This is a genomic window from Myxococcus qinghaiensis (assembly GCF_024198215.1).
Taxonomy (GTDB): domain Bacteria; phylum Myxococcota; class Myxococcia; order Myxococcales; family Myxococcaceae; genus Myxococcus; species Myxococcus qinghaiensis.
Genome location: NZ_JAKCFA010000003.1, coordinates 381705 through 404159 on the forward strand (window position 1 = coordinate 381705; position 22455 = coordinate 404159).

The following is a 22455-nucleotide window of genomic DNA, read 5'->3' on the forward strand; positions in this document are numbered from 1 at the left end:
CGCCGCGAATCGCCATGCCCACCTCTTCCAAGCCCCCTTCTGGCCCCCCACGCGGTGGCAGGCCCTCCTCTCCGCCCCACGGCGCGGGCCGCGGCCGTCCCCACCACCGCCCCGAGAAGGTCCACCCGGACCGGACCTCCCCCGAGATTGGCCCGGACGGACTGCCACAGGTCTCCCTGGTGCGCCGGGGGGTGGACCGGTGGCAGGCGGGGCACCCGTGGATTTATCGCGCCGACCTCAACGGCGACCCGGGCCTCGTCGGTGGCGAGGTGGTGCGCGTGGTGGACGGGCGCGGCTGGTTCATCGGCAAGGCGTTCTATTCGCGCCAGTCGAAAATCTCCCTGCGCTGGCTCAGCTTCGACGACATCGCCGTGGACGACGACTTCTTCCGCCAGCGCCTGCTGGCCGCGCAGGCCCTGCGCACCCAGGCGCTCCCGGGTGAGACGACGTACCGGCTGATGCACGGCGAGGCGGACGGGATTCCGGGCCTCGTGGTGGACCGCTACGGCGACTACCTCAGCGTCCAGTTCCTGGTGCCCGCCGTGGAGCAGCGCAAGGCGCTCATCTCGGACCTGCTGCAGGAGCAGTTCAAGCCCAAGGGCATCGTCAACCGCTCGGACGTGAGCGTGCGCCACCTGGAGGGCCTGACGCCGGAGAAGGGCATGCTGCGCGGCGAGGCGCCCGGCCCCGTCTCCTTCGACGAGGGGCTGGTGCGCGTGCGCGCGGACCTGCTCGAGGGCCAGAAGACGGGCGCGTTCCTGGACCAGCGGGAGAACCACGTCGTGGCCGCGCAGTACGCGCATGGCGAGGCGCTGGACTGCTTCTCGTACGTGGGCGGCTTCGCGCTCCAGCTGGCCACGCGGGCGCAGAGCGTGACGGCGGTGGAGATTTCGGAGCTGGCCGCGGCGCAGCTTCGCGACAACGCCGCCGCCAACAAGCTCACCAACTTGAATGTCGTGGTGGCCAACGCCTTCGACTTCCTGCGCGACGCGGTGGACGAGGGTCGCAAGTTCGACACCATCGTCCTGGACCCGCCGTCCTTCGCGAAGAACAAGGACGCCATCGCCGCCGCGGTGCGCGGCTACAAGGAGATCAACCTCCGCGCCATGCAGCTGTTGCGGCCCGGCGGCATCCTCATCACCGCGAGCTGCACGTACCACGTGGACGAGCAGGCCTTCGAGGACATGCTCGCCTCCGCCGCCGCGGATGCGCGCCGCCGCATGCAGATCATCGAGCGACGTGGCGCCGGCAAGGACCACCCCGTGCTGCTCAACCTGCGGGAAACCCGCTACTTGAAGTGTTACGTGCTGCGCGCGTTGTGAGGCGCCACGCATCGACCCGCGCGCCCGGGGCGTGAGACAAGGGCACGGACCATGCGGACCCGGGACTGGGACGAAGGCGAGGACGCCCCCGCGACAGGGGGCACTCGCGAGAAGGAGCGCGCACTGAAGGAAGTGCGCGCCATCTATCGACAGGCGGACACGGCCTACGTCCCCTTCTCGTGTCCGGCGAGCGGCGAGTGCTGCCAGCTGGCGCGCACCGGACGTCAGCCCTGGCTGTGGCTGCCCGAGTGGGAATTGTTGACGAAGGGACGTCCCCTGCCCCCACCTCGCGAGGACGGCGGGTGCCCCTACCTGGATGCGGCGGGCAAGCGCTGCACGGTGTACGCGGACCGCCCGTTCGGCTGCCGCACCTTCTTCTGCGAGCGCATCCGCGGGCCCTCGCGCCAGCCCGCGGAGACGGTGGGCGCGCTGCTGGAGCGACTGGAGCGCGTGTCCCAGGGCAGGGACGCCACCCTCAAGGCGCCGCGTCCGCTGCTGGAGTGGCACGCGGAATCCCTGACGTCAGCGGCGTCGAGGCAGACACCCTGACGGGTCTTCTCGTACCGCAGCGCCCCGGTCTGCACTGAATCCGGCTCTTGGAGTCAAGGCAACGCGGCAATTCGAGGAGTTTTGAAAACAAGGGCGCATGTATCAGCGTGAACTCGTGCGCTGACGGGGCAATGATTGCGCCGGCAATCGACTGCGGAGGCGTGGGCTTGCGGAGAGGTCGGACGAGCAGAGCGACAGGTCATCGAGGCCACCCGATGAAAGCTCGGGTGTCCCGGCCGTGATTGCTCCTCGTTGGCTCGTCGCGCCGCAGGAATACAAGGGAACCCTCACGGCCACGGAAGCCGCCGAGGCGATGGCCCGGGGCGTGCGGGAGGTTTCTCCGGAGGTGGTGCTGGACGTCGCGCCGCTCGCCGACGGAGGACCTGGCACGGTGGACGCGTTGCTGTCGGGCACGCGAGGTGAGCGCCGCGTGTGCCGGGTGCATGGTCCGCTGGGCGAGCCGGTGGAGGCCGCCTGGGCCTTGCTGGAGGATGGGCGCACGGCGGTGGTGGAGATGGCGGCGGCGTCCGGGCTGACGCGGATGGAGCCGAGTCCGGGCAACGCGCGACGCGCCTCCACGTACGGCACGGGAGAGCTGATTCGCGCCGCGCTGGACACGGGCTGCGAGCGGCTCATCGTCGGCCTGGGTGGCAGCGCCACGACGGACGGAGGCTCGGGCGCGCTGGCGGCGCTGGGCTATCGCTTCCTGGATGCGAAGGGAGACCCGTTGCCGCCCGGTGGCGGCGCGCTGCCGGCGCTCGCGCGGGTGGACTCGACGGGACGGCACCCGAGGCTCGGGCAGGTGGAGCTGATGGGCGCCACGGATGTCACGTCGCCGCTGCTGGGGGCGGATGGGGCCGCGCGCCTGTTCAGTCCGCAGAAGGGCGCGGACGCGCAGGGTGTGGAGGCGCTGGAGGCGGCGCTGGCGCACTTCGCGAGCGTGGTGGGTGACCTGGCGGCGGGCTGGCCGGGAACGGGCGCGGCCGGAGGATTCGGCTTCGGACTGACGGTGCTCGCGGGTGCGCGGCTGGTGCCCGGATATGAGCTGGTGTCGCGCGCGCTGGGGCTGGAGCGGCGCGTGTTGCTCGCGGAGGTGGTGCTCACGGGCGAGGGGCGCTTCGACCGGCAGACGTCCATGGGCAAGGGGCCGGGAGGACTGGCGCGACTGGCGCGCGAGCACGGCACGCCGGTGGAGCTGTTCGCCGGCTCGGTGCAGCGCGACGAGGGGCTGGAGCTGGACTTGTTCCACACGGTGGTGGACTTGAGCACCCAGGCGCGTCCCGGGGCCTCGGCGGCGGATGTGCTCCGTGAAGCCGTGGCGCGCTGGACGGCGGCTCGACTCAAGTCCGGTCGCTGACAGTCCTGGCCGTGGGTGGGCGCGCGCGTCGGCGCATCCAGAGGGACTGAAGTCCTCTCCCCTGCCTCTCGCACGGGAGCCCTCGAGGGCCGGTTGCGCTGCTCTGCATTCTCACGGGAGGGAGCGGTACACTTCCCGCCCATGCGCCACGTCCTGCTCGCCGCTACCGCAGCATGCCTTGCGACCGCCTGCACCGAGGGCTCACTCCGCACCGCTCCCTCGGAGCCCATGGCTCAGGCACGAGAAGGGGCCGCCCCCACCGGAGCGTCCGCAACGGGAATAGCCCAGGCACCGGCCACGACTGGCTCGAGCGCGACGCCCTCCACGACGGAACAGGGCACCGGTGGTACGGGCACGACTCCACCCGCGACAGCACAAGGTGCGGGAAGCCCCTCCTCCGCGACAGCGCAGGGCTCGGGAGGCACGACGGCACAGGGAGCGGGAAGCCCTTCCTCCGCGACAGCACAGGGCTCGGGAGGCACGACGGCTCCCGCGAAGGCACAGGGCTCGGGAGGCACGACGGCTCCCGCGACGGCACAGGGCCCGGGAAGCACCACCCCCGCGCCGTCCTCGGCGGGCCCGTGCTCACGTGACGAGACGTTCCGCATCACCACGGTGGGCAAGGGCAAGCAGCCCACGGTCCAGGTGGAGCCGGACCCCGGCTACGGAAAGGCCCTGCGCGCGGCGGAGGTGGACCTGGACGGCCGAGGCCAGCAGGACCTCTACGTCATCTTCCCCACCGAAGCGGGGAGCGATGGAGCCACGATGCAGGCCCTCTACGTCCACTGCAGCGGAGACCGGTACGCCCCCGTCTGGGGCCCCGAGTACACGCTGGAGTTGAAGCCCCTGGACACGCGCACCCAGGGCTGGCGCGACGTGGTGCACCGGGAGAAGAGCGGCACCCTCGACGCGCCCACGGTGAAGCGCGTGACGATGCGCTTCCAGGGTGACACCTACCAGGACGCGGCCACGGAGACGGAGAAGCCCTGACGGGCCTCCCCTCCTCCCGGCGACTCAGGGCACGTCGAAGTTGAACGAGTTCCGCGTCGACAACAGCGTCGTGCCCGCGGGCAGCACCAACTGGTAGTTGCGCGGGTTCGTCGTCTGGACGGTGCCCCCCAGCCAGCCCGGCCAGTTCGCCACGTTGTCCACCGAGTCATTCACGCTCGACGCTTCCGCGAGGATGTGGGTGATGAGGGCAGTCTCATGCGCGTTGGTCCACAGGTTGGGGGCCTGGGTCCAGTTGAGCGTGGGGTTCGCCTGCTTCGCGGCGGTGAAGGCATTGCGCAGCCGCTGCCCCGCTGAGTTCTGCCCGGCGACATGGCCCGGGCGGAAGATGTGCCAGCGCAGCAGGATGCCCATCAGCTTCTCGGACGTCGCCACGTCGCCGATGGTCGGAGCACGCGCGTTGGCGCCGGTACCCACGTCGGCCACGCCAGTGCCCCAGGGCGTGTTGCGGATATCTCGCAGGCGGATGCGGGCCGCGTTCCACATGGCGCGCTGGAAGCCCTCGATGGTCCGTCCCGCCATCTGGAAACGGTAGTACCAGTGATACGTCTTGTAGTAGTTGCCCGCGGCCTCTGTCTGCGCCATCCGCGCCCACGTCTCGTCGTCGCGCTGCTGCGCGGGCCAGCCCGCGTACTTCTTGCCGGCGCTGCTGTAGAGCGTGGCGCCATTGCCGGCCCCCGCGTTCCAGTCCTCGTCGATGCGCAGGCCGAAGAACTCGATGGCCTCCTCGAAGGCGGTCTGGTTGCTGGAGCGCAGATAGGAGAGGAAGCCGCACAGCTCGCCCTCGGAGGGCTCGGCGCTTCCGGCGAAGAGGATGCCCAGCGTCCAGTGACACGGCCCCAGCGAGATGAAAGCGTTGTCGTAGGCGTTGAGCGAGTCGAAGTACCCCAGGTTCTCCTGCTCGGCGGCGGCGCGGACCACCTTGTACGTGGAGCGCTGGGAGGCCGACATCGAGTTGTAGTTGGCCACGCCCACGAAGTTGGCCGGCAGCAGCTCCGACGTCGCCCACGTGTGTCGGGTGGGCATGCTCACCGGCCCGCCGTAGCTGGGGTAGTTGGTGTACGTGCCCAGCACGTGCAGGTCCGTCTCGTTCCGGCCGGTGGGCAGCGTGTAGTAGCCGGAGAAGTCCCGCACGTAGATGCGCGGCGCGGTGTTGACGCAGTCGTTGTGCCGCCAGAGGTTGTCCTGGACGACGGTGGTGGGGTTGCCGTTCGCCACGTTCATCGCCCGGACGATGACGGGGCAGCGCCAGTGGTGGGTGAGCCAGTGCCGGATGCGCTGCTCGGTGTCGTCGTTGACGACGCCGCTGACCGCGCCGTCATAGACCTGGGAGTTGGCCACCTGGGACAGCCGCTCCACGTAGTTCGTGCTCGTGTTGGCGGTGTCCTCCAGCGCGACGTTCTCCATCTTCGAGTAGATCTGGAACTCGCGCACGGCCCACTCGGTGCTCAGGCCGAAGGCGCCGTCCGGAGTGCCGCCGATGAGGAAGCCCAGCTCGCGCAGGTCGCGCTGGAGCCGGAGCACGTGCGTGGGAGCCGTGAGCGCATTGCCCGCGGTGCCCGCGCCGGGAGCGACCAGGGTGGGTGCGCCGTTGTTGCCCTGGGCGACCGGCTGCACCGCGCCACCCCAGCGATGCTGGTCGTCACGGTCTCTGCGCTGGAGGACGAAGCCACCGTAGCGGTGCGTGTCCACCGCCGTGGCGCTCTGCTGCGCTGTGGTGGTGGCAGCCGTGCCCCCCGTCGCCGTGCCTCCGCCAGTCTGCTGAGACGGGGCGGTCGTGGTGCCCGAGCCACCCGTGCCCGTGGCGCCCTGCGTGGTCGCCGCGGTCGTGGAGCCTGAGCCACCCGTGCCCGTGGCGCCCTGCGTGGTCGCGGCAGTCGTGGTGCCCGAGCCGCCCGTGCCCGTCGTTCCCTGCGTGGTCGCGGCGGTCGTGGTGCCCGAGCCACCCGTGCCAGGACTGCTCTGCGCAGTCGTGCCCGTGGTTCCCTGCGTGGTCGCGCCGGTCGTCGTGCCCGTGCCCGAGCCACCCGTGCCAGGACCACTCTGCGTACTCGCGCCTGTCGTGGTGCCCGAGCCACCCGTGCCCGTACCACTCGCCGAGCCGCCCGTGCTCCCACCACCTTGCGGACTCGCACTCGCCGAGCCCGTCGCCGGAGGAGGCGCTGCTCCCGCTCCCGCCGAGGCCTCGCCACCACCCGGTGAGCCTCCACCCTCCTGGAGTTCCTCCTCCTCGTCCTCATCCGAACCGAAGGACGGGGGCATGACCTCCGTGCCGCCGTTCTGCTCGTGCCGGTCCTCCAGCGTCTCGAGCGTCTCCTTGCTCAGCTCACCCGTGGGCGGAAGGAACTGCGCCAACTGGAAGCTGGCCAGCGCCGTGCGGGTGGCGTCCGTCAGCTCGTTGTTGATGGGCCCGTTGTACCAACCCAGGTTCGCCAGTCGCGCCTGCACGCCACTGAGCGCGTCCAGCGGGTCCAGGTGGCCCAGCTTCAACTTCCACTCACACGCCAGCTCGGGCTCCTCGGAGGTCCAGACCTTGAGCGTGGCCTCCGTCGCGTCCGGAGGCAGCGGCTGGTCCAGCAGTCCCTGGAAGGTGAGCGTCCCCTTGAGGAACTTGTCGCCCAGCTTCAACTCGTAGCGCTTGAGCCCCAGCGGCGCGTTCGCCCGTCGCATGCCCAGCCGGATGCGGTCCGGAGGATCTCCCCCCTGCAAGCTGTAGCTGGAGCCCGTGGAGACCTTGAGTCCCGGCAGCTCCGGGATGGCCACCTCGTCACCCGGCTGGAGGCAGAACGGATTCGCCCGCTTCGCGCGCAGCGGCGCGTTGTCCGGATGGTCCCAGAGGTCCTGCCACTTGGCGAACCCATACTGCCGAGCAATCTTCGACAGCCACTCGCCCTGCTTGACCTTGTGCCGTGTGCTCATCGCGCGTTGGGTCCTTCCAGCGAATCAGCCCTGCGGTTTCGGGAACGACAGAACCGACTCACCTTCAGGAAGCTTTTCGAGCTTCGCGCCGCCCTGCGCGTCCAGCTTGCCCTTGCGGACACCGCCATCCGGCAGCTTGAGCTCGAACTCGCGCCCCTCCACGGACCCGCCGCTGCGGCTCTTCATCTTCAGCTGCATGGAGCCCGACTCGGCCGGCGGCAGCTTTCCAATCTCCTTGAGGCTGATGGACTCGCTCTGCGCCGAACCCGCCGCCTCCATCTTCACCTTGGAGCCCTTGAACTTCACCTCGGAGCCATCCAGCGTGAGCGTCTTGGCGATGAGCTTCACGTTGCCGGACTTCTCCACCTGCAACGCCAGGTTCCCGTTGACGATGACGGAGAGCTTGTCGGACTTGAGCGAGTACGTCTTGGCCATCAAGGTCGTCTCCTCCTTGATGTGAATCTGGAACAGGCCCTTCACCTCTTCCTTCAGGTCCTTGCCCACCGTCACGGTAGCGGCGCCCTTCACCTCGGTCTGCCAGTTGGCGCCAATCTTCCGCTCCGTCTTCTCCGCCACCGTCTCGCTGCGGTGGCCCATGACGTTCTCGACGTGCGCGCCGCCCACCTGAATCGACTTCACACCACCGGTCGCCTCGTTCAGCGCCAGCGCGACGGACACCGCCAGCGCCCCGCCAATCGTGGTGACCTTGGCCGCGCCCACCATCTCCGACGAGGCCTTGGAGACATCCACGAAGAGGTTGCCGCCCACCGTCATCACCTGGTTGCCATCGACCTCCTCGTCGTGGCTCCCGAGCGTGGTGCTCTCGCGGTTCTTCTGCACCAGCAGCGACTGGTTGCCCTCCACCATCGACACGTCGTGCTTCTTCACCAGCAACGTCTGGAAGCCCTCCACCGTGCGCTTGCGGTCCTTCTTCACCAGCAGCGCCTCGTACCCGCCCACCTGCTGGTCCTTGTTGTTCTCCGTGAGCAGGTCTTCGTCCTTCTGCGCGTGGGTGAAAATCTCTTCCGCGCCCGTGGAGTCCTCGACGCGCACCTCGTTGAAGCCGTCGCTGCCGGGGCTCGACGCGCTCTTGCGAGTGCTCTTCGTCTTCTCGTCCGGCAGCGGGTACGGCGCCATGTTGGAGCCGTTGTAGACGGCGCCCGCCACCAGCGGTCGGTCCGGGTCACCCTCCAGGAAGCGAATCACCACCTCCTGGCCGATGCGCGGCAGCCACACGTCACCCCACGCCGGGCCACCCCACGGCTGCCCCACGCGCACCCAGCAGGAAGCCCGCTCGTCCCGCTTGCCCTCGCGGTCCCAGTGGAACTGGACCTTGATGCGGCCGTGCTCGTCGGTGTGGATCTCCTCGCCGGAGGGCCCCACCACCGTGGCCGTCTGCAGGCCGGCGATGCGCGGGGGCGGCGTCTTGCGACGCGGCCGGAAGGGCACTTCCTTGGGGATGAGCTGGAACTGGTTGCGGTAGAGCCCCTGGAGCGACTCGCTGCCCGCCGTGACGTCCGGCTGGAGGCCCGAGTGCACCACGTCAGTGACGAGGTACTCCCCCTTGAAGACGTCGTCCTCGGACAGCGCCACTTCCATGAGGAACCCTGGCGTCAGCCGAGGCGCCACGCTGTCACCCGCGAGCGTCCGGCCCCCCAACGTGGCCTCCTCCACGCGCACGCTCGCCGTGGACTTGCCCACGCCAGGTGTCACGTAGCCGGCGGGATAGTCGTACAGCTCCAGCGCCGTGACGCCCTCCTTCGCCTCCGTCTTTCCGGAGACGTCCAGCGCGGGCTTCGCGAAGTCGTAGTCCTTCACGTGCACGGCGCCCGGACGCAGCCGGTGCACCACCTCCAGCGCGGAGAGATACTCCTCCTCCACCACGGCCTTGCCCACGTTGGGACGCAGCGGCAGCACCTTGCCCTGCGGCAGCGGTGCATGCGCGCTCGGCTTGTCGCCCAGCACCAGCGTGTGCCCGTCCTCGGAGTGCTCGAAGAAGTAGAAGATGCCCTCCCACTCCATCAGCCGGCTGATGAAGGCGAAGTCCGACTCGCGGTACTGCACGCAGTACTCGCGCGGCGCGTAGCTGGCCGACAGGGCCGCGCGCATCTCGATGCCGTTCTCCTTCAGCACCGCCTTGAGGATGTCGGGGACTGTCTTCTCCTGGAAGATGCGGCTCTTGTGCGACTGCGTGAGTCGCCACAGTCGCGGCACCACGTGAGCCCGGTAGCGCCGGCGCCCCGTCTTCATCCCCAGGGCTTCCACCTCGCGCACCCAGCCGTGCACGTGTCGGGCGGAGAAGTCCCGCACCGAGAACGTCGCCAGCGCGTCCTGTCCCACCAGCTCCGCGACGTCGAGCGGCTCGCCTTCCACCGTGAAGAAGTCCACGCGGAAGTCGAACAGGCGACTGAGCCCCTCGGAGCCGGAGATGCCCGACACGCCCAGCCCGTCCGGGCCATGAGGGCCGACCTTCAGCGAGAACGCCGGTGAGCTCTGTCGTGACATGACTCCCCCTTCACCAGCGGCAAGCCATCAACGGCATGCCGGGGACGGAGGCGGAATTCTACCACACCGAGTGAATCCCGGCGCACGCCCCGCGCCGGAAGTCCGGCTCAAACGTCCAGCGGCTCCGTGGTGCGCACCACCCGCATCCCTGCCCGCCGCAGCTCCTCGATGGCCTCATCGGCCAGTCGGGGGAAGTCCAGCGAGGGCGGAAGCGGCTCCAGGGGTGGCGCGGGCACGGGGCTCATCGCGTCGACGAGGATGTGCACCCGCCCCATCTTCGAGCGGTCCGTCCGTTCGATGTGCTCCCGGAGGTCTCTCAGCGTGGACAGGACGCAGTGGGACTTGGCCTGACCGAAGACGTAGAGGCGATCAAACGTCATCAATCGCTCGAAGAGGCGCGTGTTGAATTCGCCCACACGCTGCCCCTTCACCTCCGTCACCTCGGGCATGAGCACGGAGTAGTTCTCCGTCAGCGGGTTCTCACCCTTCAGCTCGAAGTGCGTCGCGGTGTCCCGCACCAGCGCGTGGAACACGCTGGCCTCGTAGAACGCCGGCACCAGCGCGTGGCTCAGGCCTCCGAGCAGCGCATGGTACGGCCAGATGGTGAGCACGTAGCGCGCCTGCGCCTCCAGGCGCTCGCAGTACTCCAGGCTCTCCTCCGGAAAGCGCGTGGCCCGCCACCGGCCCGAGCGGACATCCGCCGCGGAGACTTGCGTCATCGGCGCGGGGTGCTGGCCTTGCGCGTCCTTCCACCAGGCGGGATGGAAGATTTGAAAGATGCGGTGGGTGTCGAGCGAGAACACCAGCTCCGTCACCCGGTCCAGGTGCGAGTAGAGCCAGCGCAGCGTGCGCTGGGTGTCCTCGACGGCGCCGGGGACGAAGAGGCTGGCGCCGGGCGAGCAGAAGGCCACCTGCACGTCGATGCCGAAGGCGGCGATGCGCACCTTGTCTTCGCGCGCGGGGCGGATGCCGTGGCGGGCGACGTAGCGCCGGGCCTCGTCGGCGACCTCGGCGGTGCGCTCCAGGTACAGCTGACCCGCGCGAGCGTCCTCGTGGAAGTCAGGGATGGGCAGGGACATGGGGTCCTCCTGAGGTGATTCGAGTCAGCGGCCCTTGGGGAAGTGACGCCGCGTCAGCTCCTCGACGAGCGCCTTCGTGGCGGGAGTCTGGGCAATCTTCGCGGGCTCCGCGCTCGCTTCCAGCGCGCCGACGAGAGAGGGCGTCTCCGGCTCGGCCTCCATGAGCGGGAAGTAGCCCTCCGGCGCCGGCTCGCCTTCCTGGCCCACGAGGCCAATGGGGCCGGAGCCGTGACGGCGGCGGAAGAGGACAGGCGTGCCGGGGATGCTCTGCTTGCCCTCGGCCAGCTCGTTGCCGAACTTCATCACCGGCTGGGGGCCCGTCTGCGACAGCTTGTAGATGGCGGCGACCCTGTCGCGCGTGAAGGGGCAGTCCATGGTGCGAGCGACGATGTGGCCACCGTAGCCGTAGAACTGCGAGCCCGGCTCCCAGCCCACCTGTCGTCGCAGCTCCTCGAACTCGCGCGTGGCCTCCGCGTCCAGGCCGTCCTCGAGGATGTTGACGGGCTTGATGCCCATGTCGCGCGCGCGCGTCACGGCGTAGAGGTACTGGAGCTTCTTGTTGCCGGAGTCGAAGCGGATGGAGTCGCCGGAGCCCGGGTCCTCGCGGATGAGCTGGAAGGCGGCGGGGATGCCCGAGGTGAGCGTGTCGAAGGTGTCCAGCAGGTAGCTGGAGCGCTGGGGACGGCGCTCGCGCATGGCGCGGAACGCGGCGTCATCCGAGCCGTAGCGCTGGATGTGCTCATGCCCCATGGTGCCCACCGGCATCATCCCCAGCGAGCGCGCGCCCTCCACGTTGCTGGTGCGGGTCACGCCCACGTCCTTGCAGGCACGCAGGGCGAGGTCGTGCTGTCCCAGACAGGTCGCCGCGCGCAGGCCCACCTCGAAGATGCGCGCGGGGTCCTCCACGATGTCGATGAGCTCCTGGACGGTGGCGCGCACGCGCTTGGAATACCCCTCCGAGTCCACGGTGATGGGCACCGGCTTGACGCCCACCGCGTCGAGCGTCTCCAGGGCGATGGCCTTCTGCTCCTCGCAGGTGACGTGGGCGAGCGCGCGGGCCAGCACGTCCCGGTCCATCAGGGCCTGGGTGGCGACCTGGATGCGGAAGTTGAGCTGGAGCAGCAGCGGCTCCACCCAGGAGACGAGGGCGGAGGGGCCGGTGAGGGTGAGGATGGGCTCGCGCGGGAAGAAGACCGAGCCGCGAGGGATGGCGCGGATGGAGAGCTTCTCCTTGCGGAGGATGGCCGCCTTGAAGCCCACGCCCATCTCGTAGTCGTAGCGCGCGAGAAAGTCGTAGTCCTCGGCCTTGGGCTCGGGGAGGAGCGCACGCACGTAGGCCGCGAGGTCCAGCGGCATGACCTGGAGACCGCCCTTGCGGTGTGAGTAATAGAACGTCTCCCGGCGCAACGGCCAGCCGGCCTCCGCCATGCTGAACTTGTAGCCATCCGTCGCGAGCAGCGAGGTCGCCATCCTGGGTGCCTTCCTCCGGTGTTTCTTGAGACTACGCGCGGCATGATGGGTTTCCTACCCTTCCGGCTCGCTTTCCCGGGCATGCCTTGTCGACGCGATTAAAAGGGGACGTCATGTCGCCGGCCCCCTCCCGACGCCTGCTTCCCGCGCTCGCCGCCAGTGTGGCCGTGCACGGGCTGCTGTGGCTGCTCGTCGATGGACCGCCCCGTGCGCCCCGCCCGCCCGCGCCTCCCACTCGCCCCACCGAATTGCAGTGGGTGGAGGTGACGTCGGCTACCCAGTCCACGCCTGAACGCGCCCGGCAGGACGGCCTGACGCCCAGGTCCGGGAGCGACGCGGAACCGTCCGTGCCCCAGCCGGCCAGCGAAGCCCGGGCCGACGCATGGCCTGACCCCAGCAAGCCCCCGCCCGGCATCCCCGTGGCGGACAAGGCCGGCACGGCGAAGGAGCTCAAGCCGAGCCCCGAGGATGCGTCGGTTCCTCCCGAACCCGCGCTCGCGGAGCGGCCCTCTCGCGAAGCGGCAGCCCCATCCGCTCCGCCGCGAGCGGAGACTCATGAGCAAGCGCCACCGGGCATCCCTCTGCCCGGAGCCCTGGCCGCAGTGCCAGAGCGAGAGAACAGGAAGCACGACGCATCGACCGAGACGTCCTCCACCACCGCGCGCGCACCGCATCCGCCCGACAGCCCGCGAGCGGATGCGTCCGCCGTCAACGCGGAGTCACCTCCGCCAGACAGCCCGCTGGCCATGGCCGACACCTCGGCTGCCACGGAGCCGCATCGGCCACGCGGCTCGCGAGCCGAGGCCACGACTGTCCCGGAGCCTCGTCCGCCAGACAGCCCGCGAGCCGACGCCTCGGTCATCACGGCGCCTCGCCCTGCCGACAGCCCGCGAGCCGACGCCTCGGTCATCACGGCGCCTCGCCCTGCCGACAGCCCGCTGGCCGTGGCCGATGCCTCCGCCGCCACGGAGCGAGCACGCGTGAGCGACCTCCCCCGCGCGACTCCGCGCCTGGCCGAAGATGTCCCGCGAGCGGCCACCTCCACGGCGCTCGCGGACTTCGCGCGCGCGCCCGAGGCCATGGCACAAGCCTTGGACACCGCGCGCCTCACGGAGTCTCCCGGCTCGGGATTGCTCCTGGCCGCGCGGACCCAGGCGTTGCCGATGCGTCGTGGAGACACCACCCCGCCGCCACCGGACGTCGGCATCCGGGACGCACGCAAATCCCCCACGCCTCAGGCGCTCGTCGAGGACCTCGTCTCGGAGAGCGTGGGACGCGGCAAGGTGGACCGGGGGCTCGTGCATCCCTACTTCAGCCAGCTCGGCAAGAAGCTGGTGGCCGTCTGGGACGCGGACCGCTCCGTGAAGGAGCACGGCCTTCAGGGCTACTTCGACATGGGCATGGAGCGCAGCCGCGCCTATGGCCGCGCCTGGAGCGAGCGCGCCGCGAACTACGGCTCCTCGGGCGCGTTCGTCGCGAACAACCAGCCGCTGGACGACAAGCGCCGCCCGGTCAGCACCGTGGGAGACCCGGCCCTGCGCATGCGCAGTGAGCTGCGCGAGAAGATGCGCGAGGGCTTCCGCTCCACGCGCCGAGCTCTCATTCGCGTCATCCAGGACCGCCACGGTCGCCTGCTCGACGTCGTGCTCGTGGACCCCAGCCACCAGCCCGAGGTCGACCAGGAGGCCGTGAAGGACGTGCGCGCCGCCGCGGAAAGGCTCCCTCCCCCACCCGCCGAAGCCGTGGGGAGCCGCGAGCGGCTCGTCAGCCTCTGGGAGTTCGAGCTGATCATCTCCATCAGCCCGCCCATCCCCACCTTCACCTTCGAATTCGATGAGGCCCTCGGCTTCATCGACACCCGCCTGCCCCTGGACAAGCGCATCTACAAGCGCGTGCGCCTGGTCGAGCTCCGCTAGCGCTTCGCCAGGCTAGAGGCAGTCCACCAGCCCGTCGTAGAGCGTCTTCTGCGTCCCCGGCAACGTGGCGTAGAGCGGCTCCGGCCCCGCGAGCGCCGTCAGCAACGCCGCCATCGTGGTGCCGCGCGCCAACGGACTCTTGCAGGCCCACGTCCGCGTCTGCGTGGAGATGACCCCCGTGCGCGAATCAATGTCCTCGGCGCTCCCGCCGAACACCCAGAGACACTGACCGACGACACCCGTCCGAGTCTCCACCGAGCAGCGGAAGACGATGGACTCGATGTTGGAGTAATCCCCCTCGCAGAACGTGTCGCCACAGATGTCGTCGAAGTTCTGATTCAAGCGACCGCGGAGCTCGAACCACGCCTGGAACTCCGCCTCCGACTGGAAGTAGCTCACCGCATCGACATACGACTTCGCCCGCCGCTCCGGGGGCCGCGAGGACACCCCTTCCTGGGGCACCTCCGCCCCAGCGAGCGACGACAGACCCAGCGACGACAGACCCAGCATCGACAGCACCCACCATGAACGCATGCTCATCCCGACGGACCTCCCCCTGGAACAACCAGGTCACTCGGGCTTAACTTGTTTTTCACGTAGTGCTGCCTTCACAAATAATCCGGGATGGCATTGAGTGTCTGCCTCTTGAAAGGCAGGCCCGAGTGGCGCCCCTCCTCCGTCGTGTTTCCGATATCCTCGTCCTCACTGTCGTCGCGCTGACCTTCGCGTTGCTGCCGGGATGCGGCGAGGGTTACTCGGAAGACGACCCGTTCGGAGAGGCGCAGCGGGCGCTGCTCAACGGCGTGGGCTCCACGGCGGCGCGCGCGGCCCTCACGAAGCGGTGGGCGCCCATCCACTACCAGGACGTGGATGTGACGGGCTCGCACTCGCTCAGCGGCAAGTCCGACTTCCTCACCCGCGTGGACTTCGACGGGGACTGGAGCGGGACGAACAACTGGGACAACACCGGCTCACGCGTGCTGTCCGCGCACGCGTATCAGTCCGTGGTGGAGACGAGCACGCACTGGTACCTGCTCTACACGTTCTTCCACCCGCGTGACTGGTCCGACAGCATCTTCGACACCGAGCATGAGAATGACGGCGAGGGCGTGCTGCTCGTCGTCCAGCGCGACGGCAGCGAGTACGGCTCGCTCGTGGGCGCGGTGACGGTGGCGCACAAGGACTTCTTCTCCTTCGTTCCCTCGGGCAGTCCGCTCAGCTCCGGCTCGGAGTCGCTCGACGGCACGCTGTCGCTGGTCTCGTTCGAGGGACAGCTCCACCCCATCACCGCGCAGGAAGCCAAGGGGCATGGCCTCAAGGCGTGGCCCGCGTACGACATCGTCGGTGACGGCGTGAAGTACTTCCCGTCCCTCTCGCTCGCCGAGCAGCCCTCGTCCGCCACGGACTCCGACGTGCGCTACAAGTTGGTGGACATCTACGGCGCGGAGGGGCTCTGGCCGCGTCGCGAGCTCACCACGCTGTTCTCCTCGTACGGGACGTTCCGGGGAGACACGAGCGGCGGCTGCGGACTCGTCGCGGGCAACTGCGGCTCCAACTCCGCCAACTCGCCCTGGGGCTGGGATGACCAGAACGACGGCCCCATCCTCCGAGGCGAAATCGCGAACGACCCGGCGAAGCTCGCGGCCTGGTACTTCAGCCCGTCGTCGCAGTTCTCGACGACGTACACCTTCAACCCGTTCAAGGGCATCGGCACGGACCCGAACCAGCCCTGAGCGACAACGCCTGACGACGCGGAGCAGGACTCACTCCCGCTCCGCGCCAGGCTTCAAGCGTCAGGACGCGCGAGACTTCCGAGCGGGGCGCCGCGTGCGGCTGCGCACGGGCGTCGAGGTGGCCTCTCCGTAGACGCGGTCATAGTCCTTCATGCTGCGGCGGATGACCTCCATCGCCTCCGGCCTGTCGTAGACCTCCGCGATTTCGACGCTGCGCTTTCCCTCACCGGGAATCTGCTTGTAGGTGAGGAAGTAGTGCTTGAGGCGATCCAACAGCGGACGCGGAAGCTGGGCGATGTGCTGCAGCTCTCCGTAGACCAGGTCGGACTCGAGCACCGCGATGATTTTGTCATCCGCCTCGTTGCCGTCGATCATCCGGAAGCCGCCGATGGGCACCGCGCGCACCAGCAGGTTGCCGTTGCTGACGACCTTCTCCGTCAGCACGCAGATGTCGATGGGGTCCCTGTCGCCCTGGATGTTCTTCACACCCGTGCGCTCGGCGCAGCGCTTCGCCACCAGCTCGTCGCAGTACGTCTGGGGAATGAACCCGTACAGCGTCGGGCACTGGCTGCTGAACCGCTGCGGCCGGTCCAACTTGAGGATGCCCGACTCCTTGTCCAGCTCGTACTTCACCGCGTCCGTGGGGACGATTTCGATATAGGCGGTGACGATTTCAGGAGACTCGTTCCCAGGGGTGATGCCGTGCCAGGGATGAGCCGCGAACGACTTCTGAGGTGCTGACTTCTTCATGTGGGTACGTCTCCCGAGCGCCTGCACGCCTCGGAGTAGAGTTGCGCGACCGCGTCCTCCAGCTCGCGCGTGAGCGCGTCGCGGTCTTCAATCGTCAGGCCCTGCGTGGGGATGGGCTTGCCCACCACCAGCGCCACGCGCTGGCCCCACTGCACCGCCCGTCCTCCCTTGGGAAGGATGAGCCGAGTCCCCGACACCGCCATGGGCACCACCGGCACGCCTGCCTGGATGGCGAGCGTCGCGGCCCCCTTCTTGAACGGCCGCAGCCGCCCATCCTCGCTGCGCGTGCCCTCGGCGTAGAACAGCACGCTCACCCGCTCGCGCAGCGCCGTCACCGCCTCCTCCAGTCGGGCCCGGTCCTCGCTGCCGCCGCTGCGCGCCACGGGGATGTTGCCCGCCCGCCGCAGCGCCGCGCCGAACACCGGAATCTTGAACAGCTCCGCCTTCGCCACGAAGCGCGTGTGCGTCTCCACGTACGCCATGTTCAGCGGCGCGTCGTAGTGCGACTGGTGGTTGCACACGAAGACGACGTGCCCTTCCGTGGGAATGTGCTCCAGCCCCACCGCCTCGTGACGCACGCCCGCCGACGCCAGCACGCCCCGCGCCCAGAGCCGCAGGGCCTTGTCCGCCTCCCCGTGCGCGCCACCCACTGACAACGCGGAGATGACCGAGGAGAACACCCCCGTCAGGCCCACTGCTGAAACACCCGCGAACGCCGTCCGGACGATGTCTCGAATCACACGAACTCGTGGGCGGGGAACAAGAGCACGTCCGAGATGCGCTGGACCCCGAGCAGCAGCATCAGGATTCTGTCGAGCCCCACGGCGATACCCGCCGAGGGCGGCATTCGACCTACTGCGTCAAGGAACCGCTCGTCCAGAGGATACACGGAACGCCCCAGCTTGCGCCTGAGGTCCTGTTCCTCCACGAGCCTCGCCCGCTGTTCGGCCGCGTCCGTCAGCTCGGAGAACCCGTTCGCCAGCTCCAGGCCCTTCGCGTACAGCTCCACCCGCTCCGCCACGGCGGAATCCCCGGGCTTCAAGCGAGAGAGCGCCGCCATGGACGCCGGGTACTCGATGAGGAACGTGGGCCGCTCGTGGCCCAGGCCCGTCTCCACCCGCTGCAGGAAGAGGTGGAAGAAGACGTCGTCGAAGCTCTGGGCGTCGCCCGTCCGGACGCCCGCGGCCTCGGCGGCGCGCTTGAGCGAGGGCCCGTCCGAGTGCACGCGGATATCCACGCCCGTCGCCTTGAACACGGCGTCGCGCACCGTGAGGCGCTCATACGGCGTGCGCGTGAAGAAGGCCGGGTCGGCGCCGGGCTCACCCTCCGTGGCGGAGCGCCCGGCCTCCGCGAGCGCGCCCTCCAAGTCGTTCATGATGGCGTGGTAGTCCGCCTGGGGCCGGTAGAACTCCAGCATCGTGAATTCCGGATTGTGCGTGGCAGTGACTTCGCCGTTCCGGAACACCTTGCAGAGCTGGAAGAGGGGCCCCGCCCCGTCGGCGAGCAGCCGCTTCATCGCGTACTCGGGGCTGGTGTGCAGATAGAGGGTGCGAGCGGTGCCGACGTCCGTCTCGGGGATGAAGCCCGCCTCGAAGGCGTTGATGTGCGGCTCCATTCCGGGCGTGGGGATGAGCAGGGGCGTCTCCACCTCCAGGTACCCCTGGGCGACGAAGAAACGTCGAAGGGCGGAGTAGAGGGCCTGGCGTCCCCGGGCGGCCCGCCATTGAGAAAGATTGGGCATGGGCAAGGCGGAAGTAACATGAGGCCCGACATGCACCCAAGGATTCCCCTCCTCCTCGCCCTGGCCTGCCTCCTCAGCGCCTGCCCCAAGGGCCCTCCCGCGGACTCCCGGCAGCCCCCCACGGAGGAGCAGCGCCTGACGACGGACGTGCGCGCGCTGGCCTCTCGCGCGGAGACGCTGCTGGAGGCGCAGCACCGGCTCGTCTGGGTGTTCTGGACGGAGGGCCGCCACGTGGACGTCTCCGGGACGTACGCGGGGCAGGAAGACCTCTTCACGCTCGACAACATCCGCAAGGTGGACCGGCTGCGGCAGCTCACGCAGGACCCGCGCGAGGTGCGCGCCCTCACCGCGCTGCACTCGCACTTCGCCGGCGAGTACCTGTCGCACGCGCTGGCCGAGTACAACGACGCGTCCGCCAACCTGGAGGCCTCCCTCACCTTCACCCTGGACGGCAAGGAGCTGCGCTACCGGGATTTGGAGCGGCTCTTGGCCAACGAGCGGAGCGCGGCGCGGCGCAAGGCGCTCTACGCGGCGGTGACGCCCCTGTTGGAGCGGCTCAACCAGACGCTGCGCCGCAAGGAGGAGCGCGCGGAGGAGCTGGTGAAGGCGCTGGGCTTCCCCTCGTACGAGGCCTTCGGCAGCGAGCTGCGACAGGCGGACCTGGGCAAGCTGAGCGTGCTGGCGGAGGAGATTCTCCAGGCGACGCAGGCGCCGTACCGGCTGGTGATGGAGCGACTGGCGCAGCGCGAACTGGGCGTGCCGTTCAAGGACATCACCCGCGCGGACATCCCCCGGCTGTTCCGCTCGCGCGAGGTGGAGGACGCCTTCCCCAAGGGCGAGTCCCTGCTCAAGGCGCATGGCACCCTGTCGGGGATGAGCCTGGACCTCGCCGAGCTGAAGAACGTTCAAATCGACGCGAGGGATTTGCCGCGAAAGAACAACCGTCCCCTGGCGCTGTCGGTGCGAGTGCCGGACGACGTGAGGCTGTCCTTCAAGCCGGGCTCGGGCGTGCTGCATCAGGCGCGCGTGCTGCACGAGTTCGGGCACGCGCTGCACTCGGCCTTCACGAAGGAGACGCGCTTCGAGCTGGCGCGGCTGGGCAACCCCACGGTGGGCGAGGCGTACTCGTCGCTCTTCGAGGACCTGCTGGAGGACCCGGTGTGGCTGGAGGAGCACGCGGGCGTCAGTGGAGACCAGCGCTCGCAGTTCCTGGCCACCTCCAGCGCGCACAAGCTGTACCTCATCCGCCACGCGGCGGGCCGGCTCCTGTACCAGTTGGAGCTGCACCGGCGCGTGGAGGTGGACCCGAAGGAGTTGTACCGGCAGGTGATGTCGCGCACGGACGACATCCCGATGACGGACGAGGACACGGAGCGCTACCTGGTGGACCAGGAGGACTTCTTCCAGTCCGCGGACAGCTTCCGCGCGTGGTTCCTCGCGGGCCAGCTCCAGGCGCAGCTCAAGGCGCGCTTCGGCCCCGCGTGGTGGCATGCGCCGCAGTCGGGTGAGTTCCTCAAGGCGCTGTGGGCCAAGGGCAACGGCCTGTCCGCGCGAGAGGTGGCCGAGGCCATCGGCGAGAAGGGAATCGAGCCCGACGTGCTGCTCTTGCGCCTGGGCACCACGCTTCAGGTGCCCATCCGGCTGAACCTTGAAGGCGTGGAGGACAGCATCCTCCCCGCGGCGCCCGGTCTGGAGGGCTTCACCCAGCCCGCGCCGCCTCCGGGGCTGGAGGGGTTCACCGCGCCGCAGGGGACGCAGCAGGGCCCCACGCTGCCGCCCAAGGCGGGCACGGGCGACGGCCGCTGAGCGCGCTCCGTCCTCTCGCCGGCCTACCGGCGACGAGGCCGAAGCGGAGGTTGCTGCGGGGTCGGCGTCAAGGGCGGACTGGGGCGCGTGGGTGGAGTCGCGGGCTTCGGAGGGGTTGGGAGCGAGGTATTGGCTCGTTGCGGCGCGCGCCCCCAACGAAAAGGCCCCCGCCCTCGCAAAGAGGACGGAGGCCCTGACGTCGGGGCGTGGAGCCCGGGGACTACAGGAGCTTCATCAGCTCCGCGCGCTTGGCGTTGTACTCCTCGTCGGAGAGGACGCCCGCGTCCTTCAGCTCCTTGATTTCCTTCAGGCGCTGCGCGGGGCTGCGCGTGTCGGCGGGAGCCGCCTGCTGCGCGGGCTCCTGCGGGCGCTGCTGCTGGCCCTGCTGGTTCATGAACTGCTGGGCCATGCCGAAGCCCATGCCCATGCCCATGCCGCCCAGCGCGTTGCCGGAGCCGCTGCCGTCACCGCCCTTGGCCATGCCCTCGGCCGCGCCCAGCATCGCCTGGCCCTGCGCGTACTGCTGGAAGCCACCGGCCAGCCGCGAGTAGGCGACGTCCTTCGACAGCTTCTTCAGCGTCGCCTCGTCCTCCTCCTTGATGCTGACGTGGAAGTTGCCCAGGCGGACCACGGTGAGCCCGTAGCTGTCCACGTGGGGCTTCATTCCACTGATGACCTCGGTTTCAATCTCCTCGGTGTACGCACCGCTCGTCACGTCGAGCAGCGGCCAGCGCTTCTTCACCAGCAGCTCGGCGATGCGGTCCTTGGTGACCTTGAGCACCTGGTTCTTGAACCAGCCCAGCAGCTCCTCGTTGCTGGTGCGGCCCATGCCCACCAGGCCCACCACGAGCTTCTCCGGGTCCGTCACGCGGATGGAGAAGTCGCCGTAGACCATGGTGCCGATACCCAGGCCCGTCTCCGGATCTCGCGCGTCGCCAATGGGCCCGCCGAACTTCACGCCCGCGAACTCGCGCACGGAGACGAAGAAGACCTCTGCGACGAAGAGGTTGCCGCCCGTGAACTTCTCCAGGAGCGCGGACAGGAACGGGATGTTGTTCGAGTCGAGCTGGTGGCGGCCGGGCCCCAGCTTGCCCTCGACCTTGCCGTCCTTGACGAAGAGGGCGACCTCGTCCGCGTCGACGGTCAGCTGGGTGAGCATCCGGATGTTGTTCTCCGGATACTTGTAGATGATCTCCCCCTTCGCCGTGTCCGCGCGAGCGATGAAGTTGCGCTTCGCCTCACCCTTGATGGTGTCGAAGATACCCATTGCTAGTCAGCGCCTCCGTGGCCGCCATGGTGGCCGGCAAATCCGCGCCCCCACCCGACCCTCTCTAAGAACATGGCGTCCGCGACGAAAGCGTGCCCGCTTTCCGCCCGTCAGCCCTCCCCGGAAGATGCCAGTTTCACTGGCCATTGCCTAGCCGCTCGCCCTCCGGGCGGCCTCGGGACGGCCTGGGGTGAACGGGTGGGAGCCCCGCTGGGAGGCCCCCAGGGAACTCAGCCCCAGCGGCTGACCAGGCGCTCGCGGTCCAGCAGGCGGATGCTGGCGACGAGGAGCACCGCGTCCAGTACCAGCACCACCGCGCCCTGAAGCGCGTAGAAGCCCAGCCCGGCCTTCAGGATGCCAGCCACCTGCCCGCCCACCATGCCGACGAGCGGCAGGACGACGAGTGCGGAAATCTGCTGCGCCATGCGGGCCTCGCTCACCCGGGCGGAGATGAGGACGGCGACGCCGTTGCCGAAGAAGGCGAACAGGGGGGCAATCACCAGCACGCCGAAGGTCCACAGGGCGTTGGGCATCAGCGGCCCCTGCACCAGGGGCCACGCGACGATGTCCACGCCCACGCAGAAGAGGATGAAGGCCACCCAGGTAATCACCACCGCGGGCACCAGCGCCGCCAGGCTCTTGCCCGCCACCAGCTCCGCGGCCGTCACCGGCGAGGCGAGCAGCGGCTCCAGCGTGCGCCGCTCCTTCTCGCCCGCGACGCTCTGCGAGGCGATGAGGATGGGCACGAAGACGGGCATGACGAGGAACAGGCCGAACCAGTCGGTGAGCGTCTTGTCGATGAGGAAGCGCGCCGCGCTGGCCCCCAACGGCAGCGTGGGGTCATAGAACTGCGCCACGCTGCGCAGGTCCGCGCTGTTGGGCGTGTTGACGTACGTCCACACGACGGCGATGGGCACCAGCACCATGACGGCCGGCAGCACCGCCATGGAGACGAGCAGCCCCACGTTCTTGCGCAGGTCCAGGAAGTCCTTCCAGAACACGGCCAGGGCTCGACGCGGACGGAAGGCCATGG

The 22455-nt window shown here is 69.3% G+C and carries 17 protein-coding genes; 7 read left to right on the top strand and 10 right to left on the bottom strand.

All coding sequences use genetic code 11. The features are described 5' to 3' along the window. Nucleotides 1-14 precede the first annotated feature (14 nt). The 4 genes from LZ199_RS06645 (at nucleotide 15) to LZ199_RS06660 (ending at nucleotide 4218) form a co-directional block, all read left to right on the top strand. Nucleotides 15-1322, top strand: a complete 1308-nt coding sequence (locus LZ199_RS06645) for a class I SAM-dependent rRNA methyltransferase (protein WP_253992800.1) — start codon at nucleotides 15-17, stop codon at nucleotides 1320-1322. 51 nt (nucleotides 1323-1373) lie between these two features. Further along, entirely contained in the window at nucleotides 1374-1871 is a 498-nt protein-coding gene (locus LZ199_RS06650; protein WP_253992801.1) for a YkgJ family cysteine cluster protein, read from the top strand. Between the two features lie 238 nt (nucleotides 1872-2109). After that, entirely contained in the window at nucleotides 2110-3228 is a 1119-nt protein-coding gene (locus tag LZ199_RS06655) for a glycerate kinase (RefSeq protein WP_253992802.1), read from the top strand. Nucleotides 3229-3456: 228 nt separating this feature from the next. Then, nucleotides 3457-4218 (top strand): hypothetical protein, encoded by a 762-nt coding sequence (locus tag LZ199_RS06660; protein WP_253992803.1) that lies wholly within the window; start codon nucleotides 3457-3459, stop codon nucleotides 4216-4218. 24 nt (nucleotides 4219-4242) lie between these two features. On the opposite strand, the gene LZ199_RS06665 is transcribed toward LZ199_RS06660, so the two are convergent. From LZ199_RS06665 to LZ199_RS06680, 4 genes are all read right to left on the bottom strand, one after another. After that, nucleotides 4243-7155, bottom strand: a complete 2913-nt coding sequence (locus LZ199_RS06665) for a peptidoglycan-binding protein (protein ID WP_253992804.1) — start codon at nucleotides 7153-7155, stop codon at nucleotides 4243-4245. A gap of 24 nt (nucleotides 7156-7179) precedes the next feature. After that, nucleotides 7180-9660 (bottom strand): type VI secretion system Vgr family protein, encoded by a 2481-nt coding sequence (tssI, locus tag LZ199_RS06670; protein ID WP_253992805.1) that lies wholly within the window; start codon nucleotides 9658-9660, stop codon nucleotides 7180-7182. Between the two features lie 107 nt (nucleotides 9661-9767). Then, nucleotides 9768-10739, bottom strand: coding sequence for a nicotinamidase (locus tag LZ199_RS06675; RefSeq protein WP_253992806.1), 972 nt, complete (start codon nucleotides 10737-10739; stop codon nucleotides 9768-9770). A gap of 24 nt (nucleotides 10740-10763) precedes the next feature. Further along, on the bottom strand, nucleotides 10764-12209 hold the full coding sequence (locus LZ199_RS06680) for a nicotinate phosphoribosyltransferase (protein ID WP_253992807.1): 1446 nt from the start codon (nucleotides 12207-12209) through the stop codon (nucleotides 10764-10766). A 113-nt stretch (nucleotides 12210-12322) separates the two neighbouring features. Between LZ199_RS06680 and LZ199_RS06685 the strand changes: the two genes are divergently transcribed. Beyond that, nucleotides 12323-14125 carry a TonB C-terminal domain-containing protein gene (locus LZ199_RS06685; protein ID WP_253992808.1) on the top strand — a complete coding sequence of 601 codons (1803 nt, stop codon included), beginning with the start codon at nucleotides 12323-12325 and terminating at the stop codon, nucleotides 14123-14125. Between the two features lie 12 nt (nucleotides 14126-14137). On the opposite strand, the gene LZ199_RS06690 is transcribed toward LZ199_RS06685, so the two are convergent. After that, nucleotides 14138-14665: a hypothetical protein gene (locus LZ199_RS06690; protein ID WP_253992809.1), complete on the bottom strand. Its 528-nt coding sequence runs from the start codon at nucleotides 14663-14665 to the stop codon at nucleotides 14138-14140. A 122-nt stretch (nucleotides 14666-14787) separates the two neighbouring features. Here LZ199_RS06690 and LZ199_RS06695 point away from each other — a divergent pair, with 122 nt between their 5' ends. Then, complete coding sequence (locus LZ199_RS06695) at nucleotides 14788-15858, top strand: hypothetical protein (RefSeq protein WP_253992810.1); 1071 nt, start codon at nucleotides 14788-14790, stop codon at nucleotides 15856-15858. Between the two features lie 60 nt (nucleotides 15859-15918). Here the strand turns inward: LZ199_RS06695 and LZ199_RS06700 are convergent, their stop codons facing one another. From LZ199_RS06700 to epmA, 3 genes are read right to left on the bottom strand one after another with little or no spacing between them, the layout of a single operon-like run. Further along, nucleotides 15919-16608 carry an inorganic pyrophosphatase gene (locus tag LZ199_RS06700; RefSeq protein WP_253992811.1) on the bottom strand — a complete coding sequence of 230 codons (690 nt, stop codon included), beginning with the start codon at nucleotides 16606-16608 and terminating at the stop codon, nucleotides 15919-15921. After that, nucleotides 16605-17348 (bottom strand): lysophospholipid acyltransferase family protein, encoded by a 744-nt coding sequence (locus tag LZ199_RS06705; RefSeq protein WP_253992812.1) that lies wholly within the window; start codon nucleotides 17346-17348, stop codon nucleotides 16605-16607. Before LZ199_RS06705 ends, LZ199_RS06700 begins: the two co-directional genes overlap by 4 nt. Further along, entirely contained in the window at nucleotides 17345-18349 is a 1005-nt protein-coding gene (gene epmA / locus LZ199_RS06710; RefSeq protein ID WP_253992813.1) for an EF-P lysine aminoacylase EpmA, read from the bottom strand. The genes LZ199_RS06705 and epmA overlap by 4 nt, the downstream gene beginning before the upstream one ends. Before the next feature lie 30 nt (nucleotides 18350-18379). Here epmA and LZ199_RS06715 point away from each other — a divergent pair, with 30 nt between their 5' ends. Next, nucleotides 18380-20155, top strand: a complete 1776-nt coding sequence (locus tag LZ199_RS06715; RefSeq protein WP_253992814.1) for a chromosome segregation protein SMC — start codon at nucleotides 18380-18382, stop codon at nucleotides 20153-20155. Nucleotides 20156-20375: 220 nt separating this feature from the next. On the opposite strand, the gene LZ199_RS06720 is transcribed toward LZ199_RS06715, so the two are convergent. Then, complete coding sequence (locus tag LZ199_RS06720; protein WP_163865199.1) at nucleotides 20376-21422, bottom strand: SPFH domain-containing protein; 1047 nt, start codon at nucleotides 21420-21422, stop codon at nucleotides 20376-20378. A 230-nt stretch (nucleotides 21423-21652) separates the two neighbouring features. After that, complete coding sequence (locus tag LZ199_RS06725; protein ID WP_253992815.1) at nucleotides 21653-22453, bottom strand: ABC transporter permease subunit; 801 nt, start codon at nucleotides 22451-22453, stop codon at nucleotides 21653-21655. Nucleotides 22454-22455 lie beyond the last annotated feature (2 nt).